Raw genomic sequence first — 19,770 nt, 5'->3', positions numbered from 1 at the left:
GATCTTGGTCAGGCACCGTTGTCATCCGGCCCGACCGTCTCGGCTTCCAGCAGCCGCGCCGCACGCTTCGGCTTGACCAGCGGCTCGGGCCGGACGGGACGGTTGTGCAGCATGTGGCGACCGGCCTGCAGCCCCTCGGTGGCCTGGATCTTGAGTCGTTCCTCGTCGCGGCGGCGAATATCCTCGCCGATCGCATAGGCCTCGTCCTCGCTGACGCCGAGCGCCTCGATCGTGCGGCGCCCGAACAGCAGGCCGGATTCCAGCGTTTCGCGCAGTTCGTATTCGACATCGCGCTTTCTGAGCGAAATGCTGTGCACGCGGTCATAGGCGCGCACGAAAAGCCGGGTTTCGGGATATTCCGCCCGGATCATGTCGACGATCCGGTCGGTGATCTCACGCTTCTGGGTGCAGACGGCGACAATTTTCGCCCGTTCGATGCCGGCGGCGCGAAGCACGTCGAGCCGCGCGCCGTCGCCGAAATAGATGCGGAAGCCGAAGGCCGCAGCCTGTCGGATGCGGTCGGCCGAATCGTCGATGATCGTCACGTCGCGGCCGCTGGCGAGCAGGATCTGCGCGGATATCTGGGCGAAGCGGGAAAAGCCGATGATCAGCACGTCGGACCCGGCGCCCTCGAAGTCCTCCTCCATCTCCTCGCGTTCCGTTTCGCTGGTGAGGCGGCGGGTGATCAGCGAGCCGAAGGGCATCAGCGCCATGGAGAGCGTGACGATGGCGATCAGCAGCGACGAGGTGCTGGCACTGATCAGCCCCCCGACGGCGGCGGTGGTGAAGAGCACGAAGCCGAACTCGCCGCCCTGCGGCAGCAGCAGCGCGATGCGGATCGCATCGTCGTGGCCGGAGCCGGTCAACCGGCAGAGCCCGTAGAGGACGAGGGCCTTGATCGCCATCAGCGCGGGCACGGCAATCAGCACGACGGCCAGATTGTCCCAGATGACGTCGAGTTGCATCGAAAGCCCGACCGCCATGAAGAACAGCGCCAGCAGCAGGCCGCGGAACGGTTCGATGTCGGCCTCGAGTTCATGTCGATAGGACGATTCCGCCAGCATCACACCCGACAGGAAGGCGCCCATGGCCATCGACAGGCCGGCCGCCTGCATCAGCATGGCCGACCCCATGACGACGAAGAGGGCCGCGGCGATCATCACCTCGCGCGCTCCGGTGCGGGCGATGACCTGGAACATCGGGGTCAACAGGAAACGCCCGGCCATGATCGTCGCTATGATCGCGGCGACCGAGACCGCGATGTCGATGAGGGCGGATTGCTGGTCGCCCTCGGTGTTGCCGCCAAGGATCGACACCATGGCGAGCAGCGGCACGATGGCGATGTCCTGAAGAAGCAGGATCGAAAAGGCGCGCTGGCCGTGCCGGCTGTTCACGTCGCCGTTGTCGTTGAGGATCTGCAGCGCGAAGGCGGTCGAGGACAGGGCAAGGCCGAAGCCGGCCACCATCGCGCCGCGCCAGTCGGCAAGGCCGGCCATGAGGCAGGCTGAGGTCAGCACGAGGCCGGTCAGCACCACCTGCGCCGTGCCGAGGCCGAATATGTCGTGGCGCATGTGCCACAGGCGCGTGGGCTTGAGTTCGAGCCCGATGATGAACAGCAGGAAGACCACGCCGAGCTCCGCCACGGCGAGGATGTCCTCCGTGCCGGTGATGAGATGGGCGATCGGGCCGATCATGACGCCGGCGGCCAGATAGCCGAGCACCGTGCCCAGCCCGAGCTTGCGGAAGACCGGCGCCGCGACGATAGCGCCGCCCAGCAACAGCAGCGTTTCCGCGAAAAGCGCCTCGGCTCCTGTCGACAATCGCATGCTCTCCTGTGTTTGTGATCGCTCTCAGGCCGGTGAATCGCGGCGGACCCTTGATGCCTTTCGTAATGCACAATAAATGGAGCGGGAATGAAAGGCCAAATCATGTCCAGCCAGATCGATTCCGCCAGCCTCCTCTCCCGCGCCGAGGAACTCGTCGCGCTCGCCCTGAAAGCCGGCGCCGACAGCGCCGACGCCGTGGTCCTGCGCTCCCGCTCGACCTCGGTCAGCGTGCGTCTCGGCAAGGTCGAGCAGACCGACGCCTCCGAAGGCGACGATTTCTCGCTGAGGGTCTTCATCGGCAAGCAGGTCGCCAGCGTCTCGGCCAATCCGGGCTTCGACCTCAAGGTGCTGGCCGAGCGCGCCGTCGCCATGGCGAAGGTCTCGCCGGAAGATCCCTATGCGGGCCTTGCCGACGCGTCCGATCTCGCCCGCTCGATGATCGATCTCGACCTGTTCGACCCGACGGAAGTGTCGAGCGACATGCTGCGCGAGGCCGCCCTTTCGATGGAAGCGGCAGCCCTCGGCGTCGAAGGCGTCAGCAATTCGGCCGGGGCCGGTGCGTCCGCCGGCATGGGCGGCATGGTGCTCGTCACCTCGCACGGCTTTTCCGGCAGCTACATGGCCTCCCGCTTCAGCCGGTCCGTCGGCGTGATTGCCGGCGAAGGCACGCGCATGGAGCGCGACCACGATTTCGACAGCCGCCTCTATTTCGCCGAACTCGATGCGCCGGAAGCCATCGGCCGCCGCGCCGGCGAGCGCGTGGTCAAGCGGATCAACCCGCGCCAGGTGCCGACGGACAAGGACGTGACCGTCGTGTTCGACCCGCGCGTTGCGCGCGGTTTCGTCGGCCACATTGCCGGCGCCATCAACGGCGCCTCGGTGGCCCGCAAGACATCCTTCCTGCGCGACCGCATGGGCGAACAGGTGCTCAAGGCCGGGCTGAACATCACCGACGATCCGCTGAAAGTGCGGGGCTCCGCCTCGCGTCCGTTCGACGGCGAGGGCGTGCGCGGCGAGAAGCTGACGATGATCGAGGACGGCGTGCTCACGCACTGGTTCCTCTCGTCTTCGGCAGCCCGCGAACTCGGGCTGCACACCAACGGCCGCGGCGCGCGCGGGGGAACCTCGGTTTCTCCCACCTCCACCAACCTTGCGCTCGAGCCCGGAACGATCTCGCCCGAGGATCTGATCCGCCAGGTCGGCAACGGCTTCTACGTGACCGAACTGATCGGCCAGGGCGTCGACATGATCACCGGCGAATACAGCCGCGGCGCCACCGGCTTCTGGATCGAGAACGGCGAACTGACCTATCCGGTTTCCGAGGTGACGATCGCCTCGAACCTCAAGGACATATTCATGCGGGTCACGCCGGCAAGCGACATCGACCGCAAGTTCGGCGTCGCCGCCCCGACGATCGCCATCGAGGGCATGACGCTTGCAGGGCGCTGACGGGCGGACGAACGAGACGGCGGGCCGAAAGAGGCAGGAATGACAGGCAGGACGACCATGGACTGGCAGGCGGACATGACACTGATCGCCACGGCCGCGCGCGAAGCGGGCGCAGTGGCGCTCAGCTATTTCGGCCAGTCGCCGGAAGTGTGGTGGAAGAACGAGGGCCATTCGCCGGTCAGTGCCGCCGACTATGCGGCCAACCGCTGCCTTGAGGAGAAACTGCGCAAGGCCCGCCCGCGCTATGGCTGGCTGTCGGAGGAAACCGACGACGATCCGGCGCGGCTCGCCTGCGATACGCTCTTCGTCGTCGATCCGATCGACGGCACGCGCGCCTTCATCAACGGCCGCAAGACCTGGTGCGTCAGCGTCGCGGTCGTGCATCATGGCAGGCCGGTGGCCGGCGTGCTGGTCGCGCCGGCGCTCGACGAGGAATTCGCGGCCTGCCTCGGCGGCCCCGCTCTGAAGAACGGCCAGCCGATCACGGTTGCCGCGCACCGGCCGGACGAGCGTCTGCGCGTCGCCACCCCGCAGGATATCGTCTCGGCCTTCGATGCCGAGATCCGCACCCGCATCGAGCGGGTCGAGCATATCCCGTCGCTCGCCTATCGCCTGGCCATGGTCGCCGAAGGTCGGATCGACGCCACCCTGGTCAAGCGCAATTCGCATGACTGGGATCTCGCCGCCGCCGACCTCATCCTCGAGCGCGCCGGCGGGCGGCTCGTCGATCTTGCCGGCGAGCTGTTGTGCTACAATCGCGCCGACGTGAGCCATGGCGAGCTCTGCGCCGCGATCGACGCCGAACTGCCGGACCTTTTGAAACATCTCCTGCTCCTGCCGCGCGGTTGACCTTTTCTGCGAAATCGAGCAGAGGAGGGAGGGAGAAAATGCGAACGGAAAGAAACCGAGAATGACGGAATCCAGCGACAACAAGCAGCTTCTTCACCTCGTCTTCGGCGGCGAATTGTCGAGCCTGGAAGACGTTCAGTTCCGCGACCTGAACGCCCTCGACATTGTCGGCATGTTCCCCGATTATGCGAGCGCGCTCGTCGCCTGGAAGGCCAAGGCCCAGCAGACCGTCGACAACGCCCATATGCGCTATTTCATCGTGCATATGCATCGCCTGCTCACCCCCGGTGGCAAGACGATCGAGAGCTGAGGACTTTTTTCGGTAGCGGTCTGTGGAAGATGTCCCGGGCCGTTGCCGCGTGTCACTTTTAAAACGTAGTTTTGAAGCATCAGAAGTTTTTGCGTAGCCACCCCCGGAAAGGGCGAAATGGCGTTCATGGTGAACAGAAACGGTCCCGAACAATGGCGCTGAGCGACGGTCTGGCATCGTTGGCCATTGCCTCCTACGGCTGGGCGGGCATTGCTGCCTATCCGCTGACGGGGCCGCTCCTGGCCTTGCGCGCCGCCAAGGGCAAGGAAGACCGCACCCGCCGCCTGGAGCGCTTCGGTTACCCGGCGATCGACCGGCCGTCGGGTCCGCTCGTGTGGATGCATGCCGCGAGCGTCGGCGAGACGCTCGCCATCGTGCCGCTGATGCGGGAACTGCGCCGCCGCGACATCAATGTCCTTTTGACCACCGGTACCGTTACCTCGGCCGAACTCGCGCGCTTCCGGCTCGACGGCGAGATCCTGCACCAATACGTGCCGCTCGACGTGAAGCCGGCGGTGCGCCGCTTTCTCAGCTACTGGCAGCCGGATGTCGCCATCTCGGTGGAATCCGAGATCTGGCCGACCACGCTGATGGAGCTTCACAAGCGGCATATTCCGCAGATCCTGGTCAACGCCCGTATATCCGATCGCTCCTTTGCCCGCTGGCAGCGTCATTCTTCCATTGCCGAGGCGCTGTTCTCGCGCCTCGCGCTGGTGATCGCCCAGTCCGACCTGGATGCGGAGCGGTTCCGCGATCTCGGCGCCTGGCCGGTCAACGTCTCCGGAAACATCAAGGTCGACGGCGATGCACCGCCCTGCGACGACGCTGTTCTGGAGCGCTATCGCCAGCAGATCGGCGATCGCAAGACCTGGGCGGCCATCTCGACTTTCGATGGCGAAGAGAAGATCGCCACCATGGTGCACCGGGCGCTCAAGGCGCATACCGGTCTGCTGTCGATCGTCGTGCCGCGCCATCCGGAACGCGCCGACGAGATCGAGGCGATGATGGTGGAAAAAGGCATGAAGGTCGCGCGGCGCACCCGCGACGATGTGATCACGCCGGACGTCGACGTGCTGCTCGGCGACACGATCGGCGAAATGGGCCTCTATCTCCGCCTGACCGAGATCGCCTTCGTCGGCCGCTCGCTGACCGGCGAGGGTGGGCAGAACCCGCTGGAGCCGGCCATGCTCGGTTGCGCGGTGCTTGCCGGCCCCAAGGTCGGAAATTTCCGCGAAAGCTACCAGCGGCTGGTGCGCAGCGGCAGCGCCCGCATCGTGCGTGACGCCGAGATGCTGGCCAAGGCGGTGCATTTCCTGATGACCAACGATCTCGCCCGCCACAAGATGATCGACGCCGGCATGGAGAGCATGCAGGAAATGCGCGGTGCGCTGATGGCGACGGTCAAGGGCCTGGAGCCCTACATCAATCCGCTGACCGTCAAGGCCAAGCTCGAACCGCGCGCCGCGCGCCGCGGCTGAAAATCGTTTCCGGGGGGAGTGATCATGTCTGTGCCATCGCAGATCGCCGGCATTCTGTTCGACAAGGACGGAACCTTGCTCGATTTCGACGCGAGCTGGGAGCCGGTCAACCGCCAGGTGTCCCTGGTCGCCGCGGGTGGTGATGCGGAACTCGCCGACCGGCTGCTTGCCGCCTGCGGCATGGACCCGATTTCGGGGCATATCGTGCCGGACAGCCTGTTCGCCGCCGGCAACACCCGCGAAATTGCCGAGGGGCTGATTGGCGCCGGGGCGCCTTTTGATCCGGAGACGCTGGTACCCCTGATCGACGATCTCTTCGCCGGTGCGGCGGAGATGTCGGTGCCGGTGACCGAACTCCAGCCGCTCTTCGCGCGCCTGCGCCAGCGGGGCCTCAGACTGGGCATCGCTTCGAGCGACAACGAGAGGTCGATCCGCGTGACGGTGCGGCGCTTCGGCATCGACCACTATGTCGACTTCGTCGCCGGCTATGACAGCGGCCATGGCGCCAAGCCCGGTCCGGGCATGGTGCTGGGTTTCTGTGCCGAGACCGGGCTCGCGCCGCATCAGGTGGCGGTCGTCGGCGACAGCAATCATGACCTGCACATGGGCCGCAACGCCGGCGCCGGCCTCAAGGTCGCGGTCCTGTCGGGTACCGGCTCGCGCCAGTCGCTCGAAGAAGCCTGCGACATCATTCTCAACGACATCACCGAGCTCGAGGCCGTCCTGGGCTGAGCGACCGTCCCGAAACGGGACAGCCGACTTGACGAATGCCCGGCTCTTGGGCTCTGCTGTTCCGCACGCGAGGTTGCGGGGCAGGACCCGCGGGAATAGGGGAAGACTGCTCGATGGTTTCGGAAGCGCCGCCGTTCTGGTGGATGAAGGCCGACTGGCGCGCCTGGAGCCTCGCGCCCTTGTCCTTCCTTTACGGCAAGGTCGCCGGTTACCGCATGGGCCGCAAGCGGCGCCACGCGCCTCCCGTCCCGGTCATCTGCGTCGGCAATTTTACCGTCGGCGGCGCCGGGAAGACCCCCACCGCCCTGATGATCGCCCGTGCCGCCAAGGCCAAGGGTTTGACCCCCGGTTTTCTCAGCCGCGGTTATGGCGGTTCGCTGGATGTCACCACCGTCGTCGACCCCGCCCATCACCGTTCCGTCGATGTCGGCGATGAACCGCTGCTGCTCGCCCGCGAGGCGCTGACCGTGATCTCGCGCCGCCGCGTCGCCGGGGCCGAGCGCCTGGTCAAGGAGGGCGCCGACCTCATTATCATGGATGACGGCTTCCAGAGCGCGCGGCTGACCGTCGACTTCGCCCTCGTCGTCATCGACACCTATCGCGGAATCGGCAATGGCCATATCGTTCCCGGCGGTCCGGTGCGCGCGCCGATCGCCGTGCAGATGCGGCATCTCGATGCCATCCTCAAGGTCGGAGACGGCAACGCCGCCGACCGGCTGGTGCGCCAGGCGGCAAGGGCCGGCAAGCAGGTCCTGGTGGCCACGCTCAGGCCGCGCGGCGATTCCGGGCTGGCCGGGAGCCGCGTGCTGGGCTTTGCCGGTATCGCCGATCCGGGAAAGTTTTACCGCACGCTGGAGACGATCGGCGCGGAGGTCGTCGAGAGGCGCGACTTCCCCGATCACCATCACCTGAGCGACGACGAGATCGACGACCTGATTGCCCATGCCGACGCCGGCGGCCTGACGCTTGCGACCACCGCGAAGGACATGGTGCGGCTGATCGGCGGCCATGGCCGTTCGGAGGAACTGCTGCAGCGGGTCAGGGTCGTCGATGTGGAAATGGCGTTCGATGATCCCCGTGCTCCCGATCTCGTCATCGACCGGGCCGTGGAGGTCTGCCGGGCGCGGCGGCTGAGGAAGTCCGCGCCCTGAGGGCGGTCGTTTGGATCAGCGCTTCTGGTTGGGAAGCGCACCGGCCCGCTTTTCGGCTTCGAGCGAGGCCGCGGCATCGACATAGGGCTCTTGCCGCGCGACGCTCCAGTATTTCAACTCGTCGATCATGATCGGCTGGCCGGTGATCGCGCAGGTCACGTAGGAACCGGGCGACAGGATCTGGAAGTCCGCGTCGAGGTAACGGATCTTGGCTTCCCGGCTTCCACCTTCGAAACGGTTCATGCGGCTCGGTCTCCTGCGAGTAACAAAACTGCCATAACGCGCCATCGTCGAGATTTCCAGCCTTTTCAGTGGTGTCAGCTGCGACCGAACAGCCGCTCGATGTCGGAAAGCTTCAGCTCGACATAGGTGGGGCGACCGTGATTGCACTGGCCGGAGCCCGGCGTCTCCTCCATCTGGCGCAGCAGCGCGTTCATTTCCTCGACCCTCAGCTGGCGCCCTGAGCGCACCGATCCGTGGCACGCCATGGTGGCGGCGACGTGCTCCAGCTTCGCCGAGAGCCCCTGCGCCGTGTCCCATTCGGCGATCTCGTCGGCGAGTTCGCGCACCAGGCCCGGCACGTCCATCTCGCCCAGCATGGCCGGCGTCTCGCGCACAGCGATGGCGCCCGGGCCGAACCGCTCGATGGCGAGCCCCAGCTGCTCCAGCGCCTCCGCATGCACCATCAGGCGGTCGCAATCCTCCTCGGGCATGTCGACGATCTCCGGGATCAGCAGGCCCTGCGACGGCAGCCGCCGGCCGGAAAGCGCCTTGCGCATCTGCTCGAACACCAGCCGCTCATGGGCGGCATGCTGGTCGACGATGACGAGCCCGTCCCTGGTCTGCGAGACGATGTAATTGGCATGGACCTGCGCGCGCGCCGCCCCGAGCGGGAAGGAGGCCGGCTCCTGCACGGCGGTTTCGCGCGGCGTGAAGCTTTCCGCCCGCGCGGTCGGCATTTCGGTCTCGCCGAAAGCCGCCTGCGCCGTTTCGGCGAAACCTCTGGCCGGAGCGGCGGGTGCGGCAGGGCTTTCGAACGGCCGGTAGGGCGAGGACTGGAAGCTCCAGCTGCCGCCGGGAGCGGGAGAGGCCGTCGGGCGAAAGCCGGGCCTGAAGGCACGCAGCATGCCGCCCGCCCCGGTGGTCGAGGCGCGGTCGCCCTCGCGCTTCAGCGCCTCGCGGATGGCGCCGACGATCAGCCCGCGCACCAGACCCGGGTCGCGGAAGCGAACATCCGATTTTGCCGGGTGCACGTTGACGTCGACCAGCGCCGGATCGAGTGTCAGCGACAGCACGGCGACCGGATAACGGCCCTGCGGCATGGTCTCGGCATAGGCGCCGCGGATCGCCGAGAGGATCTGCTTGTCCTGCACCGGACGCCCGTTGACGAAGGCGTACTGGTGAGCGGAATTGCCGCGATGGAAGGTCGGCAGGCCGGCAAAGCCGCCGAGGTGCACGTCCTCGCGCTCGGCATCGAGCGCAATGGCATTGTCGCGGAAATCGGTGCCGAGCACCTGGGCGATGCGCGCTAGGTGGTCGTCGCCGGTCGCCGGCAGTTCCAGTGTCGAGCGGTCGCTGCCCGACAGCACGAAGCGGATCGCCGGGAAGGCGATCGCCATGCGCTTCACCACCTCGGTGATCGCTGCCGCTTCCGCCTTCTCGGTCTTGAGGAACTTCAGCCGGGCAGGGGTGGCGAAGAACAGGTCGCGCACCTCGACCGTCGTTCCCGGATTGGCCGCGGCCGGCCTGACGGGCGACACCTTGCCGCCGGCCACGACGATCTCCGCCCCTTCCGGGCTGCCGACCCTTCGGCTGGCAATACTGAGCCTTGCGACCGAGCCGATCGACGGCAGGGCCTCGCCGCGAAAGCCGAGCGTGCGGATGTCGAACAGCGTGTCGCTGATCTTCGAGGTACAGTGGCGGCGGATCGCCAGTTCGAGATCCTCCGCCTCCATGCCGGAGCCGTTGTCGGCGACCCGCAGCAGGCTCTTGCCGCCGCCGGCCGTGGCGATCTCGATGCGCGTGGCACCCGCGTCGATGGCGTTCTCGATCAATTCCTTGGCGGCGCTGGCCGGCCGTTCGATGACCTCGCCGGCGGCGATCTGGTTGACGAGCGTTTCGGAGAGCTGCTTGATGTTCATCTTTTCATTTTCGTGGATTCGTCGCTCCGAGGGAAGCAGGAACTGCGCCGGTTGAGCAAAAGCGGTACAACTTGCACTGGGTATTAAGCTCGCCTTAAGCTTAGCCCGATAGTTTCAATTCAGACTTGAAATGTTTTCCCGACAAAGCTGGCCTGCCAGCAGGGGGGAAAGACGGTGCCGAAGCGTCTTTCATTCCGCCCCTAATGTCGAATCAAGGTTTTTCCTTCGGCATGTTCGGTTGCGTTGAGAAATACGAGTGAATTTCGGCTGGTCGCCAACGCCCAGTGTTTCGAGACGCCAGCATGGATGAGTTTGCACCAGTTCCTGGTGGACAGGCCGAAGAGGAATGGCGGATGGTCAGCGAGGTATCGGATGCAACGATGCAGACGACCATGCTCGACGCCGTCTCCGAAGTGCTGTCGGTGGCATTCTTCGTCTATGACCGCAACGACGAGTTGATCTACGCCAGCCGTCTCATCCGTAGCTACTTTCCCGTCCCTCCCCAGTTCCTGACGCCGGGTACCCGCCTGCGCGACTATCTGGGCGCGCTCTACGACACCGGTTGGCGCGGGGTCGCCGCAGGCGGTAGCAGTGACACGACCCAGAGCCGGGAAGAATGGATCGCCGAGCATATTTCGGCCCATTGGCGCGAACGGTCCGACGTCCAGCAATGCGACGGACAGAGCCGCTGGACCCGGTTGACCAAGCGCCGGCTTCCCTCCGGTCACGGCATCTGCGTGATTACCGACATCACCGACCAGAAGAAGCGCGAAGAGCAGTGGCGCGCCGACATGGAGCGCGTACAGCTGACCGAGGAGATCCTCGACAATCTTCCGCAGCCGGTCTTCGTCCAGGACCGCAATCTCGGCATGGTGGCGGTCAATAAGGCCTTCTGCAGCTTCATGGACATTCAGCCCGAAAGCGTACTGGGTGGGGCGCTGGCCGGCGCATTTCCCGACCAGATTGCCGGGCAATTGATGGGCGTCACGCGGCATGTCCTGGAAACGGGAACGTCCTCGGCCATGGCGGTGGAGCTTCCGACCGCTCCCTCCGGCTCCCGTCGCGTCGTCCTGCGAAGCCAGCGGGTCGGCAAGCCGGGCCGCTATTTCGTCGTCACCAGTTTCGCCGATGCCCTGGGCACGGCATCCGAAGACGCCGCCGTCGCCACCGCGGCATACACGCCGCTGCTGCGGAAGAAAGATTCTGTCCTGGCAGAGGTCCGTGCGGTCCATCTCGGACGCAAGGCGCTGCTTGTCACCACGGATACGGAATTCGAGGCCAAGAGCCTGAAGACGCTGCACAAGCTCGGTTTTGACGCCTGCTGTGTGCGCAATGCCGTCGAGCAGGAGGCTTTCCTCAGCGTCGCCCGATCGGTCGGCGTGGTGATCGACCTGATCGCGGTCGACACCGAAATGGACGTCAGATGCCTGGAAGTCGCCGATGACTATGACATCGGTACCATCACGCTCGACGGCTTCCAGATCGACACCGAGCTTGCCTTCATGATCATGGAAAAGCTCGCCGGCCTCGAACCCCAGGCTATACCGGACGATTGGGAGATCAGCACCGGCGAGGCCGAGCCGGATGTCAGGCATCCCCACGCCCCGGCCCCCTTGGTGCTCGTCGCCGAGGACAACGACATCAACCAGATCGTCTTCTCGCAGATCCTGGAAGGTCTGGGCTACGACTACCGCATCGCGGCGGACGGCGAGGCGGTCGTGCGGTTCTGCCGGGAGCTTCGGCCCGACGTCGTCCTGATGGACGTCACGCTCCCGCTTCTCAACGGTTTCGAGGCCTGCCGCCGCATTCGCGAAGAGGAGCGCGGCACGGGACGCACCACGCCGGTGATTGGCGTGTTGGTTCAGGCCTTCGAGCGCGATCGTGACGAGTGTTTCGCCGCGGGGATGAACGACGTGATCCTGAAACCTCTGAGCCCGGACGCCGTCGAGGCCGTGCTGGAGCGCGTGGCGCCCCAGCTGAAGGGCGCTGCGGCCGGCTAATGGGGCTGTCAACCCCCTAAATAGTGGGTTACATTCCATAGCCAACGCTCCGAAATTTCTATTATTTTTTAATGTTTGGATCTCATCCTGTGGGTCTGTGAGAGGATTCTATCCAGGATGTGCCGATGGGCTCTGCCGGAACCACATTGCCCCAGGTAAGCCAGAATGAACTTCAGGCGATGGCCTATACCGACCAACTGACCGGGCTCGGCAACCGGTATCGGCTGCGCGACAAGGTCCGGCTGCTGGCGAGCGAACGGGCCGCCGACCCCGCACCTTTCACCGTCGGCATCGTCAATCTCGATGGCTTCAAGCCGATCAACGACCTGTTCGGCTCGGTTGCGGGTGACGAAATCCTCTGCCAGGTCGCCCACCGCCTGAAAGCTTGCGTGCCCGACGGCGCCACGGTGACGCGCCACGACGGCGACGAATTCGCCATCATCCTGCCGCTCGTCTTCGAACGGCTTGGCGCCGAGCGCACCGGGCAGATGATCAAGGACGTGCTGTCGGCACCCTATGACCTCGGCGACCGCAACGTCCGTCTCTCCGCCTCGCTCGGCTTTGCCGTCTATCCCTTTGCCGGCGCCGATTTCGAGGAGCTGATGAAGAGCGCCGAAACCGCGCTCTACCGTTCCAAGCGTCGCGGCCGGGGCCAGATCACCGTCTACTCGCGCGAGATCGCGCAGGAGATGAAGCGCGCCACGCAGCTCGAGCAGGCGCTGCGCCATGCCATCATCACCGACAATGTCGACGTGCACTTCCAGCCCATCGTCTCGCTCGCCGACAACCGCGTCGTCGGCTTTGAGGCCCTGGCCCGCTGGAACGACCCGGATCTCGGTTTCGTGTCCCCGGCCATCTTCGTGCCGCTGGCCGAGGAACGCGGCTTCATCGACATGCTGTCGGAGACCCTGCTGCGCAAGGCCGCGGAAGCGACCCTTGTCTGGCCGCACGAACTCTTTCTGTCGTTCAATCTGTCCTCCGCCCAGCTGATGGACCCGCGCACGACCTTCAATACGCTTTCGATCCTGTCGGCGGTCGGCTTCGACCCGCGCCGCCTCGAGCTCGAGATCACCGAGACCGCGGTCATGACCTCTGCCGACACGGCACGCCGGATCATCGGCGAGCTGCGCCAGGCGGGCATCAAGATCTCGCTCGACGACTTCGGCACCGGCCAGTCCAGTCTCGGGCGCCTGCGCGACTTCACCTTCGACAAGGTCAAGATCGACCGCGCCTTCGTCTCCGCGATCACCACCGACCGCACCTCCGAGCACATCATCAAGGCGATCGTCACGATGTGCGAGGGCCTGGATCTCGAGGTGGTGGCCGAGGGTATCGAGACCGCCTCCGAGGCCGAAAAGCTGCGCAGGCTCGGCTGCGGCATGGGGCAGGGCTACTACTTCGGCAAGCCCGCGGACGCGGCGGCCACGCTGCGCTATCTCGATGAACACCATCACGAATTTGCCCTGGTCGAACGAGCCAGCGCCTGAAACGTTTCAGGTTGTTCCTCAACCATAGCCAAAGCAAAAAGGGCGATGCCGAAGCATCGCCCTCCATGGTTTCAACACGTCCCGCGTTCCAGGTTACTTGGTAACCGTCGACGAGGTGGTGGTGCTGTCGGTCGGCGTCATGGTCGAGTTCGCGTCAGCGCGGACGTCCAGCTTCTTGAATTCCGGAGCGGCCTTGAGCGTTTCGGCCGTTTCCATGGTCGTCAGGCGAAGCTCGTTCGCATCGTCGGCGTCACGGGTCACGGTGATCTTGCTCATCGGAACCGCGACGTCCTTCTCGCCGATGCCGAGGAAGCCGCCGACACCGATCACGGCAGCGACGATGCCGCCCTTTTCTTCGATGATCAGGTCGTTGATCTCGCCGATCGAGTCATCGCTCGACGTGTAGACCGACTGGCCGATGAAGGTGTTGGCGCTGATCTGGGTAGCGCTCTGCTCGGTCAGATAGGTGTCGGTCGTGGCGGCCATGGTCGAATTGGCGGCAGCCGGATCGGTCGGGGTGGTCGCTGCGGCATTCGGCGCGGTGTCGGTCATCGGAGCGACGGCCGGAGCCTCGGTGCCGGCTGCAGGAGCGGTGGCGTCCTGTGCATAGGCAAACGGTGCGATTGCGGTGGAGCCGAGCAGTACAGCGGCGGCGAAAGCGTTGAGGGTCTTCTTCATGGTGGACCTACCTTTCCTCGAGATGGTCTTGCGAAAGACGCGATCGGCTTGGCCCGTCTTGGATTGGGCTGAGCCGATCACGTCGGTTCGAGAGGAAAATGCATGTCGCCGCTATTCGTTCCCGTGGCCTTGTCGGGTAAATTTTTGCCTTTGCAGGGAACAATTTTGCGTTTGCCGGTCTCGTGGCGGCATTGGCCGGCTGTTGGCGCCGGCCCTTTCCGTCAGAGTCTGAAGGCCGGCTCGATGCGGCCTTCGACCGCCACGCCGAGTTCGAAGGTGGCGCCGGCCAGCGAATCCGCAGCACGTCCGGCGGCATCGAGCCCCTCCCAGCAGGACGTCACCACCAGCCGGTCGGCATTGCGCCCGAAGAAGGCCGGGCAGGTCACGCGCTGTGCCGGCATGTCATAGCGGGCAAGGTGGCGGCCCTGCGCATCATATCGATCCACCCCGCCGCCGCCCCAGCGCGCATTCCAGATATCGCCCTTGGCGTCGCAGACCGAGCCGTCGAATACGCCCGGCTGGTCACGCCCGTCGATGAACAGGCTGGCCGCACCGGTCGGAAGACCCGTCGCAGGGTCCAGCGGTACGCGCATCAGCGTGTTGACCTTGGAATCGACGAAATAGCCGGTGGCACCGTCAGGCGAGAAGCAGATGGCATTGGGGATGCTGATTTTGTCGAAGAGCCGGGTCACGGTCTTGCCGGCCACATGGTAGATCGCGCCGGCGCCGGTTGCCGCTGCCTTGCCCATCGTGCCGATCCACAGCGCGCCGCAAGGATGCACCCGGCCGTCGTTGGAGCGATTGCCGCGGCTCTCCGGTTCCAGTTCGCAATGGTGGCTGAGTTCGCCCGAGGCGAGGTCGCGCAGGAACAGGCCCTGGTCGGAGGCGATGAGGTGACGGCCGCCGTCGGTGCGTGCGATCACGCTGCCTAGGAAGGGCAGGGCGTGGGCGCTCGCCGTACCGGTCGCAAGGTCGAGACGCCGCAGGCTCCGGCCGAGAATGTCGAACCACCAAAGGCAATCGAGGTCGGGATCGTAGGTAGGTCCCTCTCCGAGTTCCAGCCGGGTTTCATCGAGGATCAATCCAGCAAACGAATGGTGTGACGGCATGTGGTCTCCTTCCCCTTGATCTTGCCCGGGGGCAAGCCGGCATCCGCCCCCTTGTTGACAGGGGTTTACCGTAAAATAAAGTTAGTTGCTGGACTGCACCATGTTTCTGCGGTTATGGTCCGAAGCGTCGGCAGGCTGGATTCGCGGGCGATCCCGCATGTTGGTCTACCGCAATCGATATAACTCTTCCATTGTGTGTCAACAAAGATTGGTCGCGACGTTTCACGCGACATGCGGAAGAGTTGTCTGACGATTGTCATTTGTGGTTCGATTGTGTTTCAGGGGAAGCGGCCCAGCGGCGACGGACACGCCTTCGATTGCAGTCGAGGTCCGGGCCTGCTGTCGGTAGAAGTCGCCGCTTGCCGATTCTGGGGCTTTGCGAAGAAAAAACTATACGATGAGCGTGATTGAGACTGACGGCACCAACCGCATTGCGGACTACGTCGCCGACATTGGTGGATTCAAGACCCAGTTCGATGTCTTCCGTTTCATGAAGCGGCTGACCGAGCACTATGGCGCGCGTGCGTTCATGGTGTTGAACCTGCCGTCGGCGACATCGCTCGATCTGTCGAGCAACTCGATCATCACCAACTGGCCGGCCGACCTCATCGCCGAATATGACCAGGTCGCCCTCTTGGCCTCCAGCCCCATCCTCATCCGCCTGCGCACGGCGACGGCACCGTTCCTCTTCGACATCGAGCACGTCGCCAAGCAACGGGATGCCCGCACGACCGAGATCTCGAAATCGATGTTCGAGCGTTACCGAATGCCGCGCGGGGGCTACTTCCCGGTCCATGATGCCTCAGGCATGCGGGGCGCAGTGTCGTTTGCCGGCGACCGGGCGGCGTTTTCGCCGACCGAGATGATGGAGCTGATGTATCTGTCGATCCATGTCTACAATCGGCTGGCCGAGATCCGCGAGCTCGACAACCGCGCGACGGATATGCTGACGGAGCGGGAAATCGATTGCCTGAACTGGACGGCCGCCGGCAAGACCAGCGTCGAGATCGCCGAGATCCTCGGGCTCTCCGAGCACACCATCAACCACTATCTGAACCGCGCCACCAAGAAGCTCGATACCGTGAACCGCACGCAGGCGGTCGCGAAGGCGCTGAGGCTCGGACTGATCAAGTAGGGCCGGTTTCGGCCCTTTGCCCGGCGCGTCAGGTCTTTGCCTTTTTTCCTGCCGCACCGTCCGCGGCATGGCCTGCCTCAAATTTGCTCTTCCGGCCATGGCTGCGCCCAAAACGCGGGCGGGGGCTTCCCTGTATTCCGTAGGCGCCCACCCATGTGCGAAGCTATAGCATTGAAAACAGATCAAAATTTCCCGTGTGGTCGACCTGGCACGGTTTCTGCATTCATGGAAACAAGTCCAGAGGGGACGTTGCAAGCCACCTGAAAAAGGTGCGGCAAGGGAAGCCGTCGTCGAAAATGTCCGCCACTCTGGACATGATTAGGCGGCGGTTTTCTTTTTTTCGCCGAATGCCGATGGCGGCACGACCGCCGCCGGGGCCTTCCGCCGCGGGCCGGACTTCCTGTGCGCGCGCTTTTCCGGTTGGCGAACCCGTTCCCGTCCACTATCTAGGGCACAGCCGGCTCCCGGGCGGAGCGGAACGCTGAGAGGGTGGAATGAGCGCAGTCACGAGAGACCAGGTTCTGGAGACGCTGAGGACCGTTCGCGGTCCCGATTTCGAGGGCGACATCATCGCTCTCGGCATGGTCTCGGATGTCTTTATCTCCGACGGCAAGGTGTATTTCTCCATCACCGTTCCCGCCGAGCGCGCCAACGAACTCGAACCGCTGCGTCAGGCCGCCGAACGGGCGGTCAAGGCGATGCCGGGCGTCAAGGGCGCGCTGGTCAGCCTGACCGCCGAACGAAAGGCGGGCGCCGCGCCGGCGGCAAAGCCGCAGCCGGCGGCCCACGGCCATTCCCATTCCCATGCGCCGGCTCAGGCGCCGTCGGGCCAGCGTCCGGCCAAGCAGAACATTCCGGGCATCGGGGCGATCATTGCGGTCGCCTCCGGCAAGGGCGGCGTCGGCAAGTCGACGACGGCGGTGAACCTGGCACTCGCCATGAAGGCCAACGGCCTCAAGGTCGGCATTCTCGACGCCGACGTCTACGGCCCCTCCTTGCCGCGCCTGATGGGCATTTCCGGCCGGCCGCAGCAGATCGAGAACCGCATCATCGTGCCGATGGAGAACTACGGCATCAAGGTCATGTCGATGGGTTTCCTGGTCGACGAGGGCACGGCGATGATCTGGCGCGGTCCGATGGTCCAGTCGGCACTGATGCAGATGCTGCGCGAAGTCGCCTGGGGCGATCTCGATGTGCTGGTGGTCGACATGCCCCCGGGCACCGGCGATGCGCAACTCACCATGGCCCAGCAGGTGCCGCTGTCCGGTGCCGTCATCGTCTCGACGCCGCAGGATCTCGCCCTGATCGACGCGCGCAAGGGACTCAACATGTTCAACAAGGTCGAGGTGCCGGTCCTCGGCATCGTCGAGAACATGAGCTATTTCATCGCCCCCGACACCGGCAACCGCTACGACATCTTCGGTCATGGCGGGGCGAGGGCGGAGGCCGAACGGATCGGCGTGCCCTTCCTCGGCGAAGTGCCGCTGACCATTGCCATTCGCGAGACGTCGGATGCCGGAACGCCGGTCGTGGTGTCCGATCCGGAAGGCCCGCAGGCCAGGGTCTATCGCGAGATTGCCGAGAAGGTATGGGCGCAGGTGCAGGCCCGCTCCGGCCGGGCAGCTCCTTCGATCGTCTTCGAGTAAACGCGACGGCAAAAGGATCGACCGCCGCCCCCGGCGGACGGGGCGGCGGGATCGCGCGATCCTTTGTTATTTCTCGATCGCGATCTTACGTTCGGCCGGAGCAGTGCCCGGCTTCTTGGGCATGGTGATGGTCAGTACGCCCTTGTCGAACTTGGCGGTGACCGCCGCGTCGTCCACGCTGGACGGCAGGGTCATCGAGCGCTGGAAGCTGCCATAGCGCCGTTCGACGACATGGTAATTGTCTTTGTCGTCCTTCTTCTCCATCTTCTTCTCGCCCTTCAGGCTCAGCACGCCGTTCTGGATCGAGATGTCGATGTCGCTTTCGGCGATACCGGGAAGTTCTGCGGTCAGCACGATCTGGTCGTCCTTTTCGACGACGTCGATCGACGGTGCGAGAAAACCTTCGCCTTCGGATGCGGAGAGCAGCTTGTTCTTGCCGAAGAAGTTTTCGACGACCTGATCCATTTCCTTGCGCAAGTCGGCGAACGGGTTGCCGGACCAGAGGCTCGGAAGAATACTTGGTGACTTGTCTGCCATAATTTCCTCCACGACGTTGACGTTCCGATAGTCGGAACGGGCGGAATTGTAGGGCCGAGGGCCTGCCACGCCTTGATTCAAGTCAACTTTGGCGTTTGGCTCGAGCGCGCCACGCGCGTCCCGGCGAAGGGCAAAAGTGGAAGTCGTCGGTGCCCTGCCGGTCGCCGCAATAAGGCTCTTGCATTTTTCGGCGGCGAGGTGTTTGGTCGCCCGCTGTGACCAGCAGCGGCCGTGACACGGGGCGCCATGAGAGTGTTTCGAATTTGATCAGGGCCTACCGACCCGACGGAACGGCGGAAGTCATTCGCGCGAGTGATCCGCGCACCACGCTCGATTCCGCCATCCTGTGGATCGATCTCCTCGATCCGGACAGGGCCGAGGAAGCGCTGGCGGAACGGCTTCTCGGCGTTCCGCTGCCGACCCGCGACGACCTGAAGGACATCGAGCCTTCCAGCAGACTTTATGTCGAGGATTGTGTGGTATTCATGACCGGTTCTCTGGTCTATCACGTCGAGACCGACCTTCCGGAGCTGACCGATGTCGCCTTCATCCTCAGCGACAATCGCCTCATCACCATCCGCTATGCCGAACCACGGGCATTCGCTTTGTTCAGCGCGGCGCTTCTGCGCGTCCCCGGCAAGTATCAGACCGGCGCGGAAATGATGGCCCGCCTGCTCGAAACCGTCGTCGACCGAACGGCGGAAGTGCTGGAGATCGCCGTCGCCCGCCTCGACGCGCTGTCGGCCGAGGTCTTCGTCGACAGCAAGACGGCAAAGCGCCGGCCGCCCCGTTTCCTCGAGGACAAGCTGCTCGACATCGCCAGCCACCATCGCCTGGTGAGCAAGGCGCGCGACAGCCTGACGTCGCTGTCGCGTCTGGTCACGTTCCTGCGTTCGCTGCCGCTGATCCGCAAGGACCACGAGGCCGACGAACTGTGCCGGATCGTCGCCCATGACATCCAGTCGCTGTCCGAGCATGCCGGCTTCGTTTCGAACAACATCACCTTCCTGCTCGATGCCTCGCTGGGGCTGATCAACGTCGAGCAGAATGCCATCATCAAGATCTTCTCGATCGCTTCCGTCGTCTTCCTGCCGCCGACCCTGGTCGCCTCGATCTACGGTATGAACTTCGAGTTCATGCCGGAACTGCACTGGCAGTTCGGCTATGCCCTTGCCATTGGCGCTATGCTGCTGTCGGCGATCATTCCATTCCTCTTCTTTCGTTGGAAAGGCTGGCTCTGAG

At 64.7% G+C, this 19,770-nt stretch carries 17 protein-coding genes; 11 read left to right on the top strand and 6 right to left on the bottom strand.

Going from position 1 to position 19,770, the window contains the following annotated elements; all coding sequences use genetic code 11:
* Window positions 1–8: 8 nt before the first annotated feature.
* Complete coding sequence (locus AC07Y0_RS14755) at window positions 9–1,820, bottom strand: monovalent cation:proton antiporter-2 (CPA2) family protein (RefSeq protein ID WP_498678499.1); 1,812 nt, start codon at window positions 1,818–1,820, stop codon at window positions 9–11.
* 108 nt (window positions 1,821–1,928) lie between these two features.
* On the opposite strand from AC07Y0_RS14755, the gene AC07Y0_RS14750 reads away from it, so the two are divergent.
* The 6 genes from AC07Y0_RS14750 (at window position 1,929) to lpxK (ending at window position 7,795) form a co-directional block, all read left to right on the top strand.
* Window positions 1,929–3,275, top strand: a complete 1,347-nt coding sequence (locus AC07Y0_RS14750) for a TldD/PmbA family protein (RefSeq protein WP_498680244.1) — start codon at window positions 1,929–1,931, stop codon at window positions 3,273–3,275.
* Window positions 3,276–3,314: 39 nt separating this feature from the next.
* Window positions 3,315–4,124: a 3'(2'),5'-bisphosphate nucleotidase CysQ gene (locus AC07Y0_RS14745; RefSeq protein WP_498678497.1), complete on the top strand. Its 810-nt coding sequence runs from the start codon at window positions 3,315–3,317 to the stop codon at window positions 4,122–4,124.
* Window positions 4,125–4,185: 61 nt separating this feature from the next.
* A complete protein-coding gene (locus tag AC07Y0_RS14740; RefSeq protein WP_498678494.1) occupies window positions 4,186–4,434 on the top strand; it encodes a DUF4170 domain-containing protein in 249 nt (82 codons plus the stop codon).
* 152 nt (window positions 4,435–4,586) lie between these two features.
* Window positions 4,587–5,912, top strand: coding sequence for a lipid IV(A) 3-deoxy-D-manno-octulosonic acid transferase (gene waaA, locus AC07Y0_RS14735; protein WP_498678493.1), 1,326 nt, complete (start codon window positions 4,587–4,589; stop codon window positions 5,910–5,912).
* Between the two features lie 24 nt (window positions 5,913–5,936).
* Window positions 5,937–6,644 carry an HAD family hydrolase gene (locus tag AC07Y0_RS14730; protein ID WP_498678491.1) on the top strand — a complete coding sequence of 236 codons (708 nt, stop codon included), beginning with the start codon at window positions 5,937–5,939 and terminating at the stop codon, window positions 6,642–6,644.
* Window positions 6,645–6,757: 113 nt separating this feature from the next.
* Complete coding sequence (gene lpxK, locus AC07Y0_RS14725) at window positions 6,758–7,795, top strand: tetraacyldisaccharide 4'-kinase (RefSeq protein ID WP_498678490.1); 1,038 nt, start codon at window positions 6,758–6,760, stop codon at window positions 7,793–7,795.
* A gap of 15 nt (window positions 7,796–7,810) precedes the next feature.
* Here the strand turns inward: lpxK and AC07Y0_RS14720 are convergent, their stop codons facing one another.
* The gene (locus AC07Y0_RS14720) at window positions 7,811–8,038 is read right to left on the bottom strand and encodes a DUF2093 domain-containing protein (protein WP_498678488.1); all 228 of its coding nucleotides are present in this window, start codon (window positions 8,036–8,038) and stop codon (window positions 7,811–7,813) included.
* Window positions 8,039–8,112: 74 nt separating this feature from the next.
* Window positions 8,113–9,936: a DNA mismatch repair endonuclease MutL gene (mutL, locus tag AC07Y0_RS14715; protein ID WP_498678486.1), complete on the bottom strand. Its 1,824-nt coding sequence runs from the start codon at window positions 9,934–9,936 to the stop codon at window positions 8,113–8,115.
* Window positions 9,937–10,289: 353 nt separating this feature from the next.
* On the opposite strand from mutL, the gene AC07Y0_RS14710 reads away from it, so the two are divergent.
* Both AC07Y0_RS14710 and AC07Y0_RS14705 read left to right on the top strand, forming a co-directional pair.
* Window positions 10,290–11,936: a response regulator gene (locus AC07Y0_RS14710; protein WP_498678485.1), complete on the top strand. Its 1,647-nt coding sequence runs from the start codon at window positions 10,290–10,292 to the stop codon at window positions 11,934–11,936.
* Between the two features lie 125 nt (window positions 11,937–12,061).
* Window positions 12,062–13,423: a putative bifunctional diguanylate cyclase/phosphodiesterase gene (locus tag AC07Y0_RS14705; protein ID WP_498678483.1), complete on the top strand. Its 1,362-nt coding sequence runs from the start codon at window positions 12,062–12,064 to the stop codon at window positions 13,421–13,423.
* 93 nt (window positions 13,424–13,516) lie between these two features.
* Here the strand turns inward: AC07Y0_RS14705 and AC07Y0_RS14700 are convergent, their stop codons facing one another.
* Together AC07Y0_RS14700 and AC07Y0_RS14695 are read right to left on the bottom strand one after the other, a co-directional pair.
* Window positions 13,517–14,101, bottom strand: coding sequence for a PRC-barrel domain-containing protein (locus AC07Y0_RS14700; protein WP_498678482.1), 585 nt, complete (start codon window positions 14,099–14,101; stop codon window positions 13,517–13,519).
* 221 nt (window positions 14,102–14,322) lie between these two features.
* Window positions 14,323–15,210 carry an SMP-30/gluconolactonase/LRE family protein gene (locus tag AC07Y0_RS14695; protein ID WP_498678480.1) on the bottom strand — a complete coding sequence of 296 codons (888 nt, stop codon included), beginning with the start codon at window positions 15,208–15,210 and terminating at the stop codon, window positions 14,323–14,325.
* A 397-nt stretch (window positions 15,211–15,607) separates the two neighbouring features.
* Between AC07Y0_RS14695 and AC07Y0_RS14690 the strand changes: the two genes are divergently transcribed.
* Both AC07Y0_RS14690 and apbC read left to right on the top strand, forming a co-directional pair.
* Window positions 15,608–16,345 carry a helix-turn-helix transcriptional regulator gene (locus AC07Y0_RS14690; RefSeq protein WP_498678478.1) on the top strand — a complete coding sequence of 246 codons (738 nt, stop codon included), beginning with the start codon at window positions 15,608–15,610 and terminating at the stop codon, window positions 16,343–16,345.
* Window positions 16,346–16,839: 494 nt separating this feature from the next.
* Entirely contained in the window at window positions 16,840–17,991 is a 1,152-nt protein-coding gene (gene apbC, locus AC07Y0_RS14685; RefSeq protein WP_498678474.1) for an iron-sulfur cluster carrier protein ApbC, read from the top strand.
* A gap of 66 nt (window positions 17,992–18,057) precedes the next feature.
* Here the strand turns inward: apbC and AC07Y0_RS14680 are convergent, their stop codons facing one another.
* Entirely contained in the window at window positions 18,058–18,528 is a 471-nt protein-coding gene (locus AC07Y0_RS14680; RefSeq protein WP_498678473.1) for an Hsp20/alpha crystallin family protein, read from the bottom strand.
* A gap of 263 nt (window positions 18,529–18,791) precedes the next feature.
* Here AC07Y0_RS14680 and AC07Y0_RS14675 point away from each other — a divergent pair, with 263 nt between their 5' ends.
* Window positions 18,792–19,769 (top strand): magnesium transporter CorA family protein, encoded by a 978-nt coding sequence (locus AC07Y0_RS14675; protein ID WP_498678470.1) that lies wholly within the window; start codon window positions 18,792–18,794, stop codon window positions 19,767–19,769.
* The last annotated feature ends 1 nt before the right edge of the window (window position 19,770 follow it).

The organism is Allorhizobium sp. GW101-3B10, assembly GCF_059424725.1.
The sequence above is the reverse complement of the archived record's forward strand: the minus strand, read 5'-3'. Positions and strand labels throughout refer to the sequence as shown.